The organism is Pseudoalteromonas sp. SR44-2, from assembly GCF_014163745.1.
In the GTDB taxonomy this organism is placed as follows: Bacteria; Pseudomonadota; Gammaproteobacteria; order Enterobacterales; family Alteromonadaceae; genus Pseudoalteromonas; species Pseudoalteromonas distincta.
Genome location: NZ_JACJDW010000003.1, coordinates 170,669 through 190,096 on the forward strand (window position 1 = coordinate 170,669; position 19,428 = coordinate 190,096).

At 37.8% G+C, this 19,428-nt stretch carries 15 protein-coding genes; 11 read left to right on the forward strand and 4 right to left on the reverse strand.

Annotation, left to right across the window (positions count from 1 at the left end):
* Positions 1-77: 77 nt before the first annotated feature.
* Positions 78-845: an alpha/beta fold hydrolase gene (locus H5115_RS03170; RefSeq protein WP_002962931.1), complete on the reverse strand. Its 768-nt coding sequence runs from the start codon at positions 843-845 to the stop codon at positions 78-80.
* A 220-nt stretch (positions 846-1,065) separates the two neighbouring features.
* Between H5115_RS03170 and seqA the strand changes: the two genes are divergently transcribed.
* The 7 genes from seqA (at position 1,066) to H5115_RS03205 (ending at position 9,313) form a co-directional block, all read left to right on the forward strand.
* Positions 1,066-1,662, forward strand: a complete 597-nt coding sequence (seqA, locus tag H5115_RS03175) for a replication initiation negative regulator SeqA (protein WP_002962932.1) — start codon at positions 1,066-1,068, stop codon at positions 1,660-1,662.
* A 9-nt stretch (positions 1,663-1,671) separates the two neighbouring features.
* Positions 1,672-3,309, forward strand: coding sequence for a phosphoglucomutase (alpha-D-glucose-1,6-bisphosphate-dependent) (gene pgm, locus H5115_RS03180; RefSeq protein ID WP_182753590.1), 1,638 nt, complete (start codon positions 1,672-1,674; stop codon positions 3,307-3,309).
* 121 nt (positions 3,310-3,430) lie between these two features.
* Entirely contained in the window at positions 3,431-4,483 is a 1,053-nt protein-coding gene (gene astE / locus H5115_RS03185) for a succinylglutamate desuccinylase (protein ID WP_182753592.1), read from the forward strand.
* Positions 4,484-4,748: 265 nt separating this feature from the next.
* Positions 4,749-5,963 (forward strand): thiamine pyrophosphate-dependent dehydrogenase E1 component subunit alpha, encoded by a 1,215-nt coding sequence (locus H5115_RS03190; protein ID WP_002962935.1) that lies wholly within the window; start codon positions 4,749-4,751, stop codon positions 5,961-5,963.
* Complete coding sequence (locus H5115_RS03195; RefSeq protein WP_182753594.1) at positions 5,963-6,940, forward strand: alpha-ketoacid dehydrogenase subunit beta; 978 nt, start codon at positions 5,963-5,965, stop codon at positions 6,938-6,940. The genes H5115_RS03190 and H5115_RS03195 overlap by 1 nt, the downstream gene beginning before the upstream one ends.
* Positions 6,941-6,948: 8 nt before the next feature.
* The gene (locus H5115_RS03200) at positions 6,949-8,535 is read left to right on the forward strand and encodes a dihydrolipoyllysine-residue acetyltransferase (RefSeq protein ID WP_182753596.1); all 1,587 of its coding nucleotides are present in this window, start codon (positions 6,949-6,951) and stop codon (positions 8,533-8,535) included.
* A 412-nt stretch (positions 8,536-8,947) separates the two neighbouring features.
* Positions 8,948-9,313, forward strand: coding sequence for a DUF805 domain-containing protein (locus H5115_RS03205; RefSeq protein ID WP_033022375.1), 366 nt, complete (start codon positions 8,948-8,950; stop codon positions 9,311-9,313).
* Positions 9,314-9,371: 58 nt separating this feature from the next.
* Here the strand turns inward: H5115_RS03205 and H5115_RS03210 are convergent, their stop codons facing one another.
* Together H5115_RS03210 and H5115_RS03215 are read right to left on the reverse strand one after the other, a co-directional pair.
* Positions 9,372-10,541, reverse strand: coding sequence for a putative manganese transporter (locus H5115_RS03210; RefSeq protein ID WP_182753598.1), 1,170 nt, complete (start codon positions 10,539-10,541; stop codon positions 9,372-9,374).
* 121 nt (positions 10,542-10,662) lie between these two features.
* Positions 10,663-12,288, reverse strand: a complete 1,626-nt coding sequence (locus tag H5115_RS03215; protein WP_024605569.1) for a M28 family metallopeptidase — start codon at positions 12,286-12,288, stop codon at positions 10,663-10,665.
* A gap of 113 nt (positions 12,289-12,401) precedes the next feature.
* On the opposite strand from H5115_RS03215, the gene H5115_RS03220 reads away from it, so the two are divergent.
* The 4 genes from H5115_RS03220 (at position 12,402) to H5115_RS03235 (ending at position 18,535) form a co-directional block, all read left to right on the forward strand.
* Positions 12,402-13,214, forward strand: coding sequence for a DUF3025 domain-containing protein (locus tag H5115_RS03220; RefSeq protein ID WP_182753600.1), 813 nt, complete (start codon positions 12,402-12,404; stop codon positions 13,212-13,214).
* Positions 13,211-13,999 carry an ABC transporter ATP-binding protein gene (locus H5115_RS03225; RefSeq protein WP_024596859.1) on the forward strand — a complete coding sequence of 263 codons (789 nt, stop codon included), beginning with the start codon at positions 13,211-13,213 and terminating at the stop codon, positions 13,997-13,999. Before H5115_RS03220 ends, H5115_RS03225 begins: the two co-directional genes overlap by 4 nt.
* Positions 13,992-15,200 carry an ABC transporter permease gene (locus H5115_RS03230; RefSeq protein ID WP_182753644.1) on the forward strand — a complete coding sequence of 403 codons (1,209 nt, stop codon included), beginning with the start codon at positions 13,992-13,994 and terminating at the stop codon, positions 15,198-15,200. Before H5115_RS03225 ends, H5115_RS03230 begins: the two co-directional genes overlap by 8 nt.
* Positions 15,201-15,523: 323 nt before the next feature.
* Positions 15,524-18,535 (forward strand): ATP-binding protein, encoded by a 3,012-nt coding sequence (locus H5115_RS03235; protein WP_404936118.1) that lies wholly within the window; start codon positions 15,524-15,526, stop codon positions 18,533-18,535.
* A 19-nt stretch (positions 18,536-18,554) separates the two neighbouring features.
* Here H5115_RS03235 and H5115_RS03240 read toward each other — a convergent pair whose 3' ends face one another.
* Complete coding sequence (locus tag H5115_RS03240; RefSeq protein WP_024596856.1) at positions 18,555-19,400, reverse strand: UDP-2,3-diacylglucosamine diphosphatase; 846 nt, start codon at positions 19,398-19,400, stop codon at positions 18,555-18,557.
* Positions 19,401-19,428 lie beyond the last annotated feature (28 nt).

The window sequence follows — 19,428 nt, forward strand, 5'->3', positions numbered from 1 at the left end:
TTAAACGGCGCGTACTATAGCATATAAATATTCATATATTTAGTGCGCTGAATCAAAAACACGCGATTAAAATTGCTTTAAACCGCAGTTAAAAAGTCATTTATCGCTTTATTAACAGCAAGAGGCTTTTGAGCATGAAGCCAATGACCTGCGCCATGAATAATTTTAGCCTTGGTGTTTTTAAAGCGTGCTGTAATGGCAGTACGATGCTCGGGCAATATATAGTCAGAATCATTACCTTTAATGAAAAGAGTATCACATAAACAAGAATTGTTTTCATTAACATTGGACGTAATTGTCGAATATTTTTCATCAAGCACATTTAGGTTAAATCGCCATGCAAAATGACCTTCTTCATTTTTAGCGAGGCTTTTAAGTAAAAACTGTCGAACCCCCAGCTCTTCAATATAAGGCTGCATAATTGCATCAGCTTGCTTTCTATCGTCTATTGACTGCGTTGAAACTGCTTTTAATGCTTGTAATATTTTTGTGTGGCGAGCAGGGTAACTAACAGGTGCGATATCAAGTACAACCAATTTATTTACCAGTTCAGGGTGTGTTAGTGCTAATTCCATTGCGACTTTCCCACCCATAGAATGTCCAACTAAATGAGCTTTATCTATGTTTAAATGTGCTAATAACTCGACAATATCTTGAGCCATTGCAGGGTAGTTCATTTCATCACTATGAGGAGAAAGCCCGTGGTTGCGTAAATCAACGTTAATAACATTAAAGTGTTCACTTAATGGTTTTGCGATTACATTTAGGTTTTCTAATGATCCAAAAAGTCCGTGGATCAAGATAACATTAGGGCCTTGCCCTTGTTGCTTGTAATTTAACTGCATACACGCCTCCTGAAAATTTCGCCATAGTTTGCCGAGCATTGCTCTAAAAAGCAAAAAATACAGCGACTATTTATTAAATTGGGCTTTTGTTTGTTAAATCAACAACAATCAAGTAAATATTAATATGTTTACGGGAGTGCTTGTTGTAACTCGCATTTCTGATTGGTTTGGGTATAATCACACGGGAGAAAAAAATGTGACCCGTAATGACAGGAAGAACATGAAACAAATCGACATAGACGACGAGTTATATCAGTATATTGCAAGCAATACGCAAAGTATTGGTGAAAGTGCATCCACTATTTTACGTCGTTTATTAAATCTGAGCGGCGAAAAAATTCAAACCGCAAACGTAGAACTAACTCAAAATAATCAAACTGCGACTACGTCTACCGCCACATTAAAAAGCTCAGAGCTACCTGCTGCTGAGACTTCAAAAAAACAAACGCCTGTAGCTCACGCACCCGTGAAGCAAAAAAGCGATAATGTTTTTAATGTATTAAATAAAGAAGAGCTGGCAATGCAAAAGGGTGTTGTTGGGCGCTTTTTGTTTATTTTAAGTGCATTTTACCGCACACATAAAACTGATTTTTCGGCTGTGCTAGATATAAAAGGGCGTGACCGTGTTTACTTTGCTACTAGTAAAGAAGCCTTAGTAAATAGCGGTAGTAGTATGAACCCTAAAAACATAACTGATAGTGAATATTGGGTTATGACAAATTCTAATACAACGCGTAAAAAAATGATGCTTCATGAAGTTGCTCTTTGCCTTGGATATAGTGCAGAGCAAGCTGAAAAAATTCGCGATTACCTGTAAGGAAATATAATGGCTATTCACTCAGGCGCAGGCAAAACTGCTCCACAATCAGCACTGGTTAACGTACCTAAATTAGTATCTGCGTATTACTTAAACGAACCTGATCTTGAACAAAATCCAGAGCATTGTGTTGCTTTTGGTACATCAGGCCACCGTGGTTGTTCTTACGATGTTAAATTTAACGAGTCACACATTTTAGCAATTACTCAGGCTATTTGTGATTATAGAAAACAAAATGATATTTTTGGTCCGTTATTTTTAGGTAAAGACACACACGCACTGAGTGAGGCTGCATTTAATTCAGCTATTGAAGTTTTAGTTGCTAACGAAGTGCAAGTGATAACGCAAGAAAACGGTGACTTTACACCAACGCCAGTTATCAGCCACGCCATAGTTAGCCATAACAAGCTACACCCAAATGAGCTTGCAGACGGTATTGTTGTTACGCCTTCACATAACCCTCCTGAAGATGGTGGCTTTAAATACAACCCACCTAATGGCGGACCTGCTGATACCGACGTCACTAAGTGGATTGAAGACAGAGCAAATCAACTTTTATTAGAAGACTTGGTTGAAGTTGAGTTATTCCCATTCGCTAAAGCTTCACGTTCAGGCTTCATTCGCTACAAAGATTTAATGACTCCTTATATTGATGATTTAGCAAATATCGTTAATTTCAAAGCCATTAGCGATGCAGGTATCAAAATTGGTATTGATCCACTAGGTGGTTCAGGTATTAATTTTTGGCCTGTTATTGCTAAAAAATATAATTTAGATTTAACCGTCGTTAATGATGTTGTTGACCCACGTTTTGCTTTTATGCCACTTGATAAAGATGGCAAAATTCGTATGGATTGTTCATCACCTTATTCAATGGCAAACCTTATTGCATTAAAAGATGACTTTGATGTGTCTATTGGTAACGACCCTGACTACGATCGCCACGGTATTGTAACGCCAGATGGTTTAATGAATCCAAACCACTTTTTAGCAGTGGCAATTGATTACTTACTTAAACACCGTGATTGGAATGAAACAGTAGAGATTGGTAAAACACTGGTTTCTAGCTCTATGATCGATAAAGTAGCAGCGCGTAATAATCGTAAAGTAAAAGAAGTACCCGTAGGCTTTAAATGGTTTGTTGAAGGCTTAAGCAAAGGCAAGCTTGCATTTGGTGGCGAAGAAAGCGCAGGTGCTGCATTTTTACGTTTTGATGGCTCTGTATGGTGTACAGATAAAGACGGCTTTATTATGGGACTACTTGCTGCAGAAATACTTGCAGTAACAGGTAAAACTCCATCAGCGCTTTATAAAGAACTAGAACAAGAGTTTGGTTCTCCAATTTATAAACGCCTTGATGCACCGGCCTCAAGCGGCCAAAAGTCACGTTTAAAAGCATTGAGTGCTACTGATGTTAAAGCAGATACACTTGCTGGCGAACCTATTTTGCAAAAGCTGACTCATGCACCAGGCAACGATGCGGCAATTGGTGGTTTAAAAGTGGTCACTGAAAATGGCTGGTTTGCAGCGCGTCCATCAGGTACTGAAGATATTTATAAAATATACCTTGAATCATTTAAAGGTGAAGAGCATTTAGCGTTACTTGAAAAAGAAGCTAAAAAGCTTGTAGATTCAGTTATAAGCTAACTTAATCTAATAATTTTGAAACGGCTGATTTATTCAGCCGTTTTCGTTTCTATACCTTGTGTATTTATAAAAATATATGCATAAGAGTTTACTCTCACATTATTTTTAAAGGGCTTATTACATGTCAGCCAATCCATCTTACTTAAATGAATTAAAACAAACTGGCGATTTTTTAACGCTTAGCCGTAATAACGAATGGTATTTAGATGCAGGTGAGTTTGTTTTAGATAATGGGACTTGTGTAAATATACACGATACCGGTGTAATTGAGTTTCAACCTGCTGTTAAAACAAGCAAAGATGTAATTTATTCAAGCGCTGTACACGGTAACGAAACTGCGCCAATTGAAATTTGTGATGCGCTCATTAAACAAATTATAAAAGGTGAGCTAGTCCTTAAGCAGCGTGTTTTATTTATTTATGGTAATCCACAATCAATTAATATTGGCCTGCGTTTTGTAGAAGAAAACTTAAATAGATTATTTAATGGTTACCATACAGTTGAAGGTGTACCAATGAATAATGAACGAAACCGCGCTGCAAAGCTTGAGCAATACGTAAGTGACTTTTATGCCCGTGGCCAGCAAGGCAGTAGCCGATGTCATTACGACTTACACACTGCAATTAGAGGCTCTAAAAACGAAAAATTTGCTGTGTATCCATTTTTACATGGTAAGCCATGGAAAAAGTCACAGTTACAATTTTTATTGAGCTGTGGTGTAAATACCGTACTTATGATGAAATCTCCTGCAACAACGTTTAGCTATTATTCATCGTTTGTTCATGGTGCAGACTCGTTTACAGTAGAGCTGGGTCAAGTTAAGCTATTTGGCCAAAATGATATGACCCGCTTTGAAAAAACAAAGCAAACATTAACTGCATTAATTAGCCAAAATGAAGTTAAATACCCTGATTTTAATGCAAGTGAGTTTGAGTTATTTGCAGTGCACCGCACAATTAATAGAACGCAGGATGATTTTAGTTTCCCTTTTTCTGATGATGCTGAGAACTTTACTGGCTTTGCGAAAGGTGAACTACTTGCAACCGACGGTGATACAGCTATTTACGCTGACGTTGAAGGTGAGGCTATTATATTTCCAAATGCGAGCGTAGCATTAGGCCAAAGAGCACTGCTTACTGTTATTCCAATGGATATTGATAGCAATTTCGTCTAATTAAACTCATCAGACCACTACTGGCTTCAAGTTAACTATATGATTACTATTAATTAAAGTAACCGTATCGTTAACTTGCCACTTATTTAACCTGTATTTGCTTTTGTTTCGTCCCAGATGTGTTGAATAACACTTTACGTTAACGTAAAGTGTTGGCAGCTTTAATTAAAGATAGTGCAGATGTTGCAAAGTTTAACCAGCAACAATCACCCACAATAATAATTTAAAGGGGCACTGTTTTACCGACAACAAAAGAAGGTAGGTTATGAGTAATCCAAATAACGTATCGCTGAATATTAACCACGAGCTTGAATTTATTGATGGCCAAGCACTTAATATTCCAACCCTTAGTATTTTAACTGAGGACGGCGACATTCATCCTAGTGCAACCGCACCTGATATTTCAAAACATACCGCTATTAAGTTATATGAAACAATGCGTTTTATACGTTTGTTAGATGAACGTATGCAAGGCGCGCAGCGCCAAGGTCGTGTTAGTTTTTATATGCAATGCCTAGGCGAAGAAGCCGCAGTTACAGCCTCTGCTGCTGCTCTTGATCAAGACGATATGATCATGGCTCAATATCGTGAACAAGCTGCACTACATTATCGTGGTTTTACACTCGATCAATTTATGAACCAAATGTTCTCAAATGAATTGGATTTAGGTAAAGGTCGCCAAATGCCAATCCATTATGGCTCTAAAGCGCTAAACTACATGACGATTTCATCGCCACTGGGTACGCAAATACCACAGGCAACAGGTTATGCATATGGTCAAAAAATAAAGCATATCGACGCTAAAACAGGTGAGCTTGCAAGCACAATTGATAACGTGACTATTTGTTACTTTGGTGAAGGTGCTGCATCAGAAGGTGACTTTCATGCGGGCTTAAATATGGCGGCTGTTCACAAAGCGCCGGTTATATTTTTTGCACGTAATAACGGCTATGCCATATCTACCCCTGCTGATGAACAGTTTAAAGGCGATGGTATTGCGTCGCGTGGTGTGGGTTATGGCATTAAAACAATTCGTGTTGATGGCACAGATGCACTTGCTGTGTATGCGGCGACTAAAAAAGCACGCGAAATAGCCTCAACACAAGGTGAGCCTGTACTCATTGAATCGATTGCTTATCGTTTGGGTGCGCACTCGACGTCAGACGATCCCAGTGGTTATCGCTCTAAAGATGAAGAAGCAAATAATCAAATCTGTCCTATTGATAAATTTAGAAAATGGTTGGTCAAGCAAGACTGGTTAAACGAAGAAGACGATATAAAAGCAAAAGAGTCGATTCGTGAAGAAATTTTAGCAGCGCTTAAGCGTGCTGAAGTTGTTGCCAAGCCTGCTTTAGAAGAATTGGTATCTGACGTTTACGATACTCCAATTCCATTATTGCAACGCCAGTACGAGCAACTAAAAGAACATATAAAACAGCACCCAGATGCTTACCCAGTAACTGCAGGGAGAATTAAGTAATGGCTAAAATGAACATGCTCCACGCAATTAACTCTGCCCTCGATATTACGATGAACGAACACCCTCAAGCCTGTATTTTTGGTGAAGATGTTGGTTACTTCGGTGGTGTATTTAGAGCAACATCAGGCTTACAAGAAAAGTACGGTAAACATCGTGTTTTTAATACGCCTTTAACCGAGCAAGGTATTTTAGGTTTTGCTAATGGTTTAGCTGCTTTTGGTGCGCCTGCATTGGCAGAAATTCAATTTGCTGATTATATTTTCCCAGCGTTTGATCAAATAGTAAATGAAGCCGCTAAATTTCGTTATCGCAGTGGTAATGAATTTAATGTGGGTAACTTAACTATTCGTACACCTTATGGTGGCGGTATTGCTGGTGGCTTATACCACTCGCAATCACCCGAAGCGTATTTTGCGCATACACCGGGTTTGAAAGTAGTTGTACCGCGTAACCCTTATCAAGCTAAAGGTTTATTACGTGCATCAATTAAAGACGATAACCCTGTCATATTTTTTGAGCCTAAGCGTTTATATCGTGCATCAACAGGCGAAGTGCCAGAAGAAGATTATAGTATTGAATTAGGCACGGCTGAAGTAGTACAAGAGGGTAGTGATATTACGCTTTTAGCGTGGGGTGCTCAAATGGAGATTATTGAAGAGGCAGCACAGCAAGCAAGCGAGCAAGGTATAAGCTGTGAAGTAATAGATCTTCGTAGTATTTTACCATGGGATGTTGAAACGATTGCTAAATCGGTTATTAAAACCGGCCGTTTAATCGTGAGCCATGAAGCGCCTATAACTAATGGCTTTGGTGCCGAAATAGCAGCAACAATACAACAAGCGTGTTTCTTGCATTTAGAGTCGCCAATTTTACGTGTATGTGGTTTAGATACACCATACCCTTTGGCACTTGAAAAAGAATACGTACCGGATGCACTAAAAGTGTTGGCTGCAATTAAACAATCAATGGATTTTTAGGGGTTACCATGGCGAAAGATTTTATATTACCCGATATTGGTGAAGGCATTGTTGAATGCGAAGTTGTTGAGTGGCTAGTTCAAGAAGGCGATACCGTATCTGAGGATCAGCCAATTTGTGATGTGATGACAGACAAAGCATTAGTACAAATTCCGGCAGTGCATGATGGCATTATTACAAAGCTATATTATCAAAAAGGTGAAATTGCTAAAGTACATGCGCCTTTATTTGCTATGGATGTAACTGGTGATAGTACGAGTAATGAAGTAGTAGAAGAGCCAGTTCAAGCTGAAAATCAAACTAGTAACAATGCATCTGATGTAGTTGAAGACTTTATACTACCAGATATTGGTGAAGGTATTGTCGAATGTGAGATTGTTGATTGGTTAGTCGCAGAAGGCGATGAAATAGAAGAAGACCAAGCTGTTTGTGACGTAATGACCGACAAAGCATTAGTACAAATTCCGGCAAAATATACAGGCACAGTAAAAAAACTATATTACCAAAAAGGTGAAATAGCAAAAGTACATAGCCCGTTGTTTCAAATGACAATTGCAGGCAGTGCAGTAAAGCCAAATGTTGATATAAACCAAGCGGTCGTAAAAGCTCAAACTAATGCCGTCGCTGAAAAAGTTGCCTCTGTTAAAACTCAGCAAGCTGCAAAGGTTATCAATCAAAAAGCGGTTGCGTCGCCTGCAGTTCGTCGTAAAGCACGTGAGCTAGATGTTGATTTAACGTGCGTACCAGGTAGTGGAAAAAATGGACGTATTTACAAGCAAGATATTGAAGAGTTTGTAAAAGGCGAAGTGCCAAATACTATTGATACTTCACCGCTTAATAGCGATGCTTCTCAAAGTGCTGTACAAAACCAAACACAGAATCAAAGCGGTGGCGTACGAGTAGAGCAAATTAAAGGCATTAAAGCGGCCATGGCCAAGCAAATGGTGGCATCGGTTTCAACTATTCCGCACTTTACGTTTAGTGATGAAATAGACTTAACACAGCTTATAGCTTTGCGCAGCTCCTTAAAAGAGCAGTACAAAGCACAAGGCGTAAAGCTCACCATGATGCCATTTTTTGTAAAAGCACTCTCGCTAGCAATGAAAGAGTACCCTGTACTTAATTCAAAAGTGAATGATGATTGCTCAGAGCTCACCTATTATAACGATCATAATATTGGTATAGCGGTTGATTCAAAAATTGGCTTGTTAGTGCCTAATATTAAATCGTGCCAGAGTAAGAGTATTGTTGATGTGGCTAATGATTTAACACGCTTAACTCACTCAGCGCGAGAAGGGCGTGTTGCACCTGATGATTTAAAAGGTGGGACAATTAGTATCTCTAACATTGGTGCGATTGGCGGGACTATTGCGACCCCAATAATTAATAAACCAGAAGTAGCTATTGTTGCGCTTGGTAAACTACAGCATCTACCACGTTTTGACGAAAGTGGGCAGGTTGTGAGTAAAGCGATAATGCAAGTAAGTTGGTCTGGCGATCATCGTGTTATTGATGGCGGAACGATTGCTCGCTTTAATAACCTATGGAAATCGTACTTAGAAAACCCATCGGCAATGATGATGGCAATGAGTTAATAATATAATTGTTTAACTAGGGCGTGTTGATCTTTGATGGTTGAATTTACAGCAGTATGTTTGGTTTTTAGGCAAGGCAGAGCCTATGAAATGTGGTTACTCCCCATAAATAGGCGATAACGCAGCATAAATGCCAAACATGCGCTGCCCTTCGGGTTTTGCCTAGGGGCGATAAACTCTTTGTTGCTCGGTTTTTACTTAGCCCACTAGGTTACAAACCTCGCGCCGCGATTTAATCGCCCCTAGATTGAACAAATTTCAATCCGCAAAGGTCAACACGCCCTAATAAAAAACCAGCAATTTGCTGGTTTTTTGTTTTAAATGAGTTTGTTTTTATTTAAGATACAAGTGTTACTAAAAAGTAATAAAATTAACCCCGTTAGGGAATATAAAAAAACACTAAGGAACTGTTATGGAACATTATATGAACGCGCTGCGCAGCTACGCTGATTTCTCAGGGCGTAACCGCCGTAAAGCATTTTGGATGTTTTACTTAATCAACTTTTTAATTGCATTAGTATTGGGTGTGGTTGATGAGCTGACGGGTATAGCTGTGATTGGAACAATTTATAGTTTAGCACTGTTAATACCTCAATTAAGTGCTGGCGCACGTCGCCTTCATGATACTGGTCGTTCAGGCTGGTGGCAGCTGCTATGGTTAGTACCAATTATTGGTTGGATTGTTTTAATTGTATTTCTTGCACAAGATTCACATGAAGGTGAGAATGATTTTGGTCCAAATCCAAAAGAGCTAGCTGTAGAGCCAGCTTCTGTATAAGAAAAATAACTTAATTAAAAAGCCCAGCAATTGCTGAGCTTTTTTGTATATGGCAATTTTAACTTAAAAAGTAAAGGCCATAACCAACGGCCAAAGCAGGAATAGATGTATACACAGTCGCAATTACAGCCGCTTTGGGTGCCATTGCTATTGCTGGAAATAACGCATCACCATCGTTAGATATTGCATTAGCAGTTAATGCACTAAATGGAATAATACCTTGAATATAAAGCGTTGTAACAATTATTTGCGGGCCACAACCTGGTAAAAAACCAATCACTACAGCAATTAGCGGCGCTAAATAAGCGTAATGTGCAAACCAGTTTTTTAAATCAAGACCTGCTATATTTACTAAAATCTCAAACAACATAAACGATGCCACTACCCATGCGGTTACAAAGTGTGTGTCTTGAAGTACTTTAATAATTTTAGAAGGTGGATTACATTCATCGTCTTCTGAGGTTACTTCTTTATAGCTTTCACCTTTAGAAGAATACGCCCATATAGTGACAGTAAATAACGCCATTGCAGCACCAAAAATACTAATACTTGTGCCTGTGTATTTTCCAAATTGCTCAAAGTCGACATTAAATGCAATTAAAAAAGCAATAATGAGGCTTGGAATAATAGCGAACATCCAAACGGGTTTGCTTATTTTAATTATACGAGTTGGCAATACTTTAACTTGGTGTTTTTGTTCTTGCTTTGTTGGGCGTAAAAAGTCTTTTGCATGAAGGGCGTTTACTATAACACCACAAAGCGTGCCTACTACTAAGCCAATGGCCATTATGGTTAAACCTTCAGTAGGGCGAGTGGCAAGGAGTAAAAATGCGGCATCTCCCATTGTAGCTGTTAAAACAGCAACAATAGCCCCAAAACTTGCTTGGCCTTTTGTAAACTGGGTAACCACTATTATTGCACCACCACATCCAGGAAGGGCACCTAAAACGGCAGCAAAAAATATTTCTAATACCGGCGATTTAGCACTTAAATAACTAAGCTCTAATTGAGGTAAATGCTCTATGGCATAGTAATAAATTAATAATGTAGCAGCAACAAATACGCTAACTTGAAAAAAAGCATCACTTAGTGCTGTTATTGTAATTTCACGAAGTGATGGCACAGCTAAGCATACCAGTAAAAAAAGTGGTAATAATAAACGTTTATTTTGGCTAACAAAGCGTTTAGAAGCGGGCGTAATAAATCCTATTTGAGAGAGTAAAATCATACAGTGTTACCAATTAAATAAACTTAGTAACACTGTATATTTTAATTAAATGATAATCAATATCATTTGCATCTATTTAAATCGATTACTCTCTTTGAGTTTTTCGATGTTAAGCTTAATGCTACTTACGTTGAAATTCTGAGTTTGCATTCCACGTTGGCCATTGCTCTTGCTCCGAAATATCAAAACCTACTTTATAAAACAATTGTAAGTCTTGAACAGCACCCGATAAATCCCATTCGTCACGGTAACGATCACATGGTTGATGATAACAACCGCGAAGTACTAAACTCATGCGTTTACGGTAATTAGCTGTCTCTTCGTCAGCTGCGACTGTGCCGCCACCTGCGTACATGGCTGGAATCCCCATATTAGCAAATGCAAAGTGATCAGAGCGGTAATAGCCACCAGATGATGGTTTAGGATCGCCTGATATTGTTCTGCCTTGCTCTTTAGCTGCAGTTGCTAAAAACTCATCCATTTGTGACTTACCAATACCGACCACATTCATGTCTTTTACTTTGCCTAATAAATTTAAGCTATCCATGTTTATGTTAGCGACTGTTTTATTAGCTGCAATCACTGGGTTAGCTGCATAGTATTTAGAACCTAGTAAGCCTTGCTCTTCAGCAGTTACCGCTAAAAATGTCATTGAGCGGCTAGGATGCTTAGGTAATTTAGTAAAGGCTTCAGCTACTTCAATAAGCCCAGCTGTACCCGTTGCGTTGTCGTGAGCACCGTTGTAAATTTGATCGCCTTTACGTGTTTTATCTGTACCTAAGTGATCCCAATGCGCCGAGTAAATAACATGCTCATCTGGTTGCTCGCTTCCTGGTAACGTAGCGATAAAGTTATACGACACTGATTTTTTAATCGTATTTTTAACATTAACAGAAGCAGTTAAATCGCCCATATCAACATGGTAAGCACCTTTAGCTGCGTTTTCTTTCGCAGTATCGAAATCTAATCCTGCTTTAGTAAAAAGCTCTTTTGCTACGTCAGTTGTAACCCAGCCTTCAACAGCTACACGATCCATATTGTTGTTTTCTTTTTGAAAACCAAACTGCTCACCGCTCCAAGAGTTTTCAACTACTGACCATGGGTATGACGCAGGTGCTGTTTCATGAATAATAATTGCGCCAGCTGCACCTTGTCGACTTGCTTCTTCATATTTGTATGTCCAACGACCGTAATAAGTCATTGCGTCGCCAGTAAATAAAGCAGGGTCTTTTGTTGCAAAGCCCGGATCGTTAACCAGCATTACAACCGTTTTGCCCTTAACGTCTAACCCTTCGTAGTCATTCCAATTGTATTCAGGTGCATTAACGCCGTAGCCCACAAAAACAAGTTCAGAATTTTCTATGCCTTCTTGTGCGCTAATGCGGCTGCTACCCATAACCATATCTTTTTTATATTGATAGTCTTTACCACCAATACTAAGCACCATATTCGAATCAGCTTCTAAAGAAACCAATGGCACTTCTTGTAAGTAACTGTCGCCATTACCTGGTTTTAAACCTAAAGCTTTAAACTGCGCAGTTAAATAATCAAGCGTTAGCTTTTCGCCAGGTGATGAAGGAGCACGGCCACCAAACTCATCCGATGCGAGTACTTTTACATGTTTAGCTAGTTCATCAGCTTGAATACTGTTATAACCATTTGTTACATCAGTAGGGGTAATACTTGTTGTTGCGCAACCTGCTAAAACAGCAGTAGCGAGGAGTGTGAGAGAGAAATAATGTTTCATGTCAGCTCTTTTTTTGTTTTAAGTTGTGATTAGTATATTAACTTCTATTAAGTAGAACCAGTTTTTGCGGTAAACTTCTCGTAAATTATAGGCATAAATAGTTAAAGGTTTAAATGAAGCGTTTTACTCCCCCCGATCAGTGGCAAATCAGTAGTTTAGAAACAGGTGCATTTGCGCATTTGCGTGAGCTTTTTAAAGTTAACGAACTAACAGATTGGCCGGTGCCGCAGTGGTTTTCTCCATTTTTAACCGCTATTAATGCGAATAATATGCCTATTACTTTTAAAGATGATGCAAAAGTAGATTTTGGCGATCGTTATTACGAACAAGTAATTTTTGAAACGGGTGTTGTACCTACACGCAGTGAAAATTGGCATGACTTATTTGGTGGGTTTATATGGTGTTTATTTCCAAAAACCAAAGCGTTAATAAACCATAGACATGTGCAAGATATAGCTGAGCATGGACTGCAACAGCGTACTAAGCATCGTAATGCACTAACGCTTTTTGATGAGTGTGGTGTTGTATTAGCTATAAGTGAGAGTAAATGGCAGCAGTGGCTTTGCGATCACCAATGGAAAACTGCATTTGTTGAACACAAACATGAGTGGGGTAAAACAATAAAACCTTTTATGTTTGGTCATGCTAATTATGAAATGCTAACAAAGCCTTATATAGGTTTAACGGGTAAGGCGTTATTCGTTTGTGTACCTAATGAAATATTTTGTAAAGATTTAGTAACTCAATACCAGTACCTTGACCAAGCCCTTTATGAGATGATTAATACAGATAACTGCTTAGCCGATAACAAAAAGCTTTCACCACTGCCTTTATTAGGTGTTCCAGGCTGGCATGACGAAAACAAAGACGACTCTTTTTATAACAATACAGATTATTTTAGAGCGAAACGAAGGATGCGAACATGATAGAAGTTGCTGGGCTTAAAAAGAAATTTAAGCTAACTAAAGATCACAAAAAAAATAAAATAGACGACATCGATCCTCGTGAAGATAAAGACTACTTTCACTCAGTACGAGACGTTAGTTTTAGTTGCGCTAAAGGTGAGGTACTTGGATTGCTCGGCCCAAATGGTGCGGGTAAAACGACGACACTGAGAATGATTTCAACCGCGTTAAAGCCCGATGAAGGCTCAATAACGATTGCCGGAAACGATATTGTAAAAAAACCGCTACTGGGCCGTAAGTCTATTGGATTTTTATCAGGCTCTACGGGGTTGTATGGCCGCTTAACTGTAAAAGAAAACATAGAGTATTTTGCAAAGCTTCATGGCATGAACAAAAGCGATATAGCATCGCGTTGTGATGAGCTATTTACATTGCTAGATATGCATAAATTTGTAGATAAACGGGCAGAAAACCTTTCAACAGGTATGAAGCAAAAAGCAAATATAGCGCGTGCAGTTGTTCATCGCCCAGCAGTTGTGGTACTTGATGAGCCAACAACGGGCCTTGATATAATGACAACACAAACCGTTATTAAATTTATCAAAGGTTTAAAAGCGCAAGGGACGCCTGTTATTTTCTCAACCCATCATCTAGATGAAGTTGCACTTTTATGTGACCGTGTCGCTGTAATTAACGAAGGTATTAGCTGTTTTGACGGGACAGTAGAAGAATTTAAACAAGCAGGTAATAGTGATGAGCTTAATCAAGCGTTTATGAATATATTAACGGAGAAGCATGATGTTTGAGGTATTTAAAAAGGAATTAAGAGAGTTATTACGCGATAAAAAAACGCTATTATTTGTAGTCGCGCTCCCTGTTGCTATATTTCCGTTATTGTTTGCCGTAATGGCATTTATAAGCTCGCAAGCTGCAATGGACGCAGAACAAAAAGTAAATACATACGCTATTATTAACGGTGAATACGCACAAGAATTTACTGACAAAGTGTTTTATCACAAAAGTTTTGAGCTTTATAAAGGTGCTAAAATCTTTAATAACATTGAAGAGCTTAAAGCAGGCGTTATAGCTGGCGATATTGATATGGGTATTTATTTACCAAGCCATGCTGAGCAAACTTTAGATAGCGGTGAACAAAGCCAGTGGCAGGTTGTGTTTAACGATTCAAAATCTATCAACTTTTTATTCGAACGCGTTAAAGAGCTCGCAAAAGAATACAGTGACGTGATCCAAACTCAAAAGCTAATCAGTTTTGGTATTGAAGAGTCTGTACAAAAATCTATTCTTAACCCAATTGAAGTAATAAAAGTAGATACAGCCGATAAACGTGAAAATCTTGGCGAAAAAATTGGCGGGCTTTTACCTTACTTACTTATTCCATTAGTATTGATGGGGGCAACTTATCCCGCTATTGATTTAGGCGCTGGCGAAAAAGAACGCGGCACGTTAGAAACACTCCTACTTACACCTATTACGCGTACAGAGCTAGTGCTTGGTAAATTTATAACCTTGTTAACTACATCCATTGCCTCCACAACAATAACCGTCTTAAGTATGGGCTGCTGGATAGCACTGGCGCTCGCATTTGCCGATCTTGATTTTATTAAAGCCGCATTTAGTACATTAGCAGTTACCGATTTACTAATGATATTTGTACTATTACTACCTGTTGCAGCTATATTTTCGGCCTTAGCTCTGGCTATATCTATCTATGCTCGCACGTTTAAAGAAGCGCAAAATTATATGGCACCACTTAGTATGGGCGTATTTTTCCCGATTATTATTTCAATAATGCCAAATATGGAACTTACTGCTAAAACAGCATTCATTCCTGTTACAAACGTAGCATTAGCAATTAAAGAAATAGTAAAAGGGACTGTTGATTACACATTTGTAGGCTTAATATTTTTAGCCACTGCAATCATTGCTGCTGGACTATTGGCATTTTGTGTTAAGTGGTTTAACAGAGAAGATGTGCTATTTAGATAATGTACATAAAGGGTTTTAAGAATATATAAAAGGTAGCAATTGCTACCTTTTATACTTTGAAGCGATTAATAGTAAATACAGCTTATCCGTTAATTTTGTAAGCCAATATTTTCCCACTCATTCATTTAAAATTCACATAAGGTTTGCGCTCTAAATAAAACTAATGATTTAGTCTTTTTATTATAAAAATTATAACGATAACTAATTAGTTAGAGGGTCCAATTCTCCTTTTAATACTCTATACTAATAACAATAAAAATTTATGGTGATGATAAATGTTAAAAAGGAATATTTTTTTGAACGTGACAAAAAATAATAAATTAATGCTCGTTGCAACAATAATATTTGTTCTTATAGCTTTACCATCTCTGTATTTGTTCGATCAAAAAGTAAGAAGTGATGTGTATAATTCAGCTCAAATAGAATTAAAGCGTGAACTTGAAACAAAGAGCTATTCATTAAAAAAACATCTTAAAGACAGTGTTACCGCCATTCGCTTTTTAGATGCTACACCACCAATACAAGGCATTACCCGCGCTAAAGAAAATAAACTAATTGATCCTGTTCTTGGTACGCCAATAGATGTTTGGCAAGAGCGCTTAGCAAGTATTTTTACTGGTTTTATGCAGACCGATGACAGTATTTTGCAAGCTCGCTATATTATGCTCGAAGATGGTGGGCAAGAGATTGTTAGAGTTGACCGAAATCAACTTGGAGAGATTAATCGACTGCAAGGTCTGCAATTACAAAAAAAAGGTCAACGCGATTACATAATCAAAGCAAGCATGCTTGATAAGAAAAGTGTTTATATTTCTCCAATTAACTACAACCGTGAAAATGGCCAGATACAAGAACCTTATATAAGCACTTTTCGTGTTGCTAAGCCTGTTTTTGATGAAAATAATAAAATATTTGCAATATTAGTTACTAATTACTTTGCGGATAAATTACTTGAAGATTTAACAGTTGAATCTCCACAAGGGACGCAGGTTTACCTTATGAATAATGAAGGTGAATTTTTATATCATCCAAACCCTCAACTTCGATTCAGTTTTGAATTTAATAAAACTAAAACATGGTCTGAAGAATTCTCTACTGCAACCACCATGACAGAGCAAGGCACTTTACCAATAAGTAATTATCCAGTGGCTTACACTTTAAAAAAACGAATTTCGTTTGAGGGTGATATAGCCATGCTACCTTTAGAGCTTGGTGTAAGTGTTGATACAAAAACATTGTTTGCAAAGGTGAATGAGAGACGTCAAAACTTTATTGCAATGTTAGTGGTATTTTTTAGCATATTTTTAGTTATTGCTTTTTTATACCAACGCTTTATAAACCGTAAGCTGTTAATTAATTCTCTAAAAGAGCAAAACAATAAAGTAATAGAAAATTCTTTGGATGCTATTTTTACAATTGAGCAAAACGGCGAAATTGTTCACTTTAATAATACCGCTAAAGAGGTTTTTGGTAGTTCAATATCAGGCACTAATCCTGATTTTGTCTCGCTGTTTAATTTAAACGACGCAGACACTAATTGTATACAAGAGACCATTACAAACGGTTCAAAAATGCCGTTTGAAGCTATCTACACAGATGGTTATGGCAACAAACAATACTTTTCAATTACGCTTAGCAGTATTTTTGACGTATATAATAACCGTTATCAGGTAGCGGCTATTTTAAGAAATATTAGCTCATTAAAAAATACGCAATCAGAGCTCGAAGCGTTAAACAGTACTCTGGAGCTAAAGGTTTCACAAAGGACCATTGAACTAGAACGTGCAATTGACCAAGCATTAGCAGCAAGCCAAGCAAAAAGTGACTTTGTAGCAAATATCTCTCACGAAATACGCACACCAATGAATGGCGTACTAGGGATGCTTGAAATGCTCAAAGAAGATGGCTTAACCGATCAACAATACCATTATTTAAAACTAGCAAATAGCAGTGCTAATTCATTGATGAATCTGATTAACGATATTCTTGATTTTTCTAAAATAGAAGCAGGTAAGCTTGATATTGATAACCATACATTTGATGTTGTTACTGTATGTAGCGATATGATTAGCTCTTTAGCTTTACAGGGCCAACGCAAAGGTCTTGAAGTATTCTTAGATACTAAAGATGTAGTAGACAGAATGGTTATTGGCGACAGCCATCGACTTAAACAAATTTTAATTAACTTAGTTAATAATGCATTTAAATTTACCCACCGAGGTGAAGTAAGTTTAACTGTTGGCTCTAAGTACATAACTGACTCAAAATTATTAATGAGCTTTACAATAAAAGATACCGGAATTGGTATAGCGCCTGAAAACATAGACAAACTATTTGAAGTATTTACACAAGAAGATTCAAGCACGACACGCCACTTTGGTGGTACAGGCTTAGGTTTATCTATATGTAAAAAACTTGCTCAGTTAATGGGTGGTAATATTACGGTTATAAGTAAAAAGGGCGCGGGTAGTACCTTTACCGCAACGGTTGAGCTACACGTTGCACAAGAGAAAAAATTAAACACAGGTATAGAGCTTGCTACAAGTATCAACGTAGCTGCATTAATAGCGCGCGATAACGTTTATAAAAACGTATGCGACTTATTGTTATTAACCTGCAAAGTAAAAGCAGAAAACATTGTACGACTTGACTACTTTAGTGAGCACAAAGAGTTTGAAGCTGATTTATTATTAATTGATGATGAGCATCCTCAAATTGATGCGTTAATTGATTACTGTAAACAGTTTAATAAAAAGTATGTTTTAATTTTACGAGATATGGTTACAGATAAGCCAATCAAAACGGTATTACCTGAAGGCAGCCATATTTTAAATAAACCACTCACTCAAGATCAATTCAGCTATAAATTGGCCAGCTTATTTGGTGCTAGTAGTGACTGTATTATAGCGCCACCAAAAGGCTTGGAAGAGGAACAAGTAGAGCCTGACCTATCTGCGTATCATGTATTATTAGTTGACGATAATATGATAAACATTGAAGTAGCTAAGGCAATATTAAAACGTACTAAAGTAAAAATCACTTGTGCGTCAGACGGTATAGAAGCCTTAGAAGCACTGAGAGAAAACGAAGAGCAAGCTTTTGATGTTATATTAATGGATTGCCAAATGCCCAATTTAAATGGCTACGATACCACAAGTGAAATTAGAAATAGTAAGGCAGGGGTAGATTATACTCACATACCGATTATCGCTATGACAGCGAGTGCGATGGAAGGTGATAGAGAGCGTTGTTTAGCTGCTGGAATGAACGACTACATTACTAAACCAATTAAACCACAAACTTTAAAAGACAAGCTAATTACTTGGTTAAGTTAATCGTTTTGAAAATCAGCTGCTAAGCAGCTGATTTTTTTGGTTTGGTATTTGTTGACGTATTTAAAGGCGTGTTAAGAATAGCTATGTCTGCGCTATCGAGTATAAATTGTGTATCTGACCAATGTAGTAATTCTATCTTTCCATCTTGCTGCTCTACAAGCGCAGTACAGCTCTCAATCCAATCACCATCGTTACAGTACATAATACCGTCATCCACTTTAATTTTGGGATGGTGAATGTGTCCACAAATAATACCGTCTACGTTTTGTTTTTTAGCTTCATGAACTGCGGCATCTTCAAAGGCACTAATCGCTTCTCGAGCTTTGTGTACCCGAGCTTTTATCCACGATGCAAGCGAGTAGTAGTTACCACCAAATATTTTACGTATACGATTGGTCCAGCGATTTAAAAATAATAAAAAGTCGTATCCTGCATCCCCCGCAATACTAACAAGTTTGTTATAACGAGTCGCTGAATCAAAGTCGTCGCCGTGTATAAGTAAAAACCGTTTATTAGCTTTAGTGGTGTGAATAAACTGCTGGTGGATTTCAACACCAAATAATGTTTGATTTATATAGTTTCTAAACGCTTCATCATGATTACCGGGAATATAAATGACACGTGTACCGCTAGCTGCTTTTGTCTGTATGCAGTTTAATACTTCATAATGAGAAGGGTGCCAATAAAACTGTCGCTTCATCGACCATAAGTCAATAATATCACCCACTAAATAAAGTGTGTCGGATTCTACCGAGTTTAAAAAATCAAGTAAGTAATCAGCTTTACAATCTTTGTAACCTAAATGAACATCAGATATCCAAATGGCTGGATAATGTTGTTTTTTACGCAGTTGATTGTTTGTCATGCCCGTCATCCATAGTGTAATAATTAAA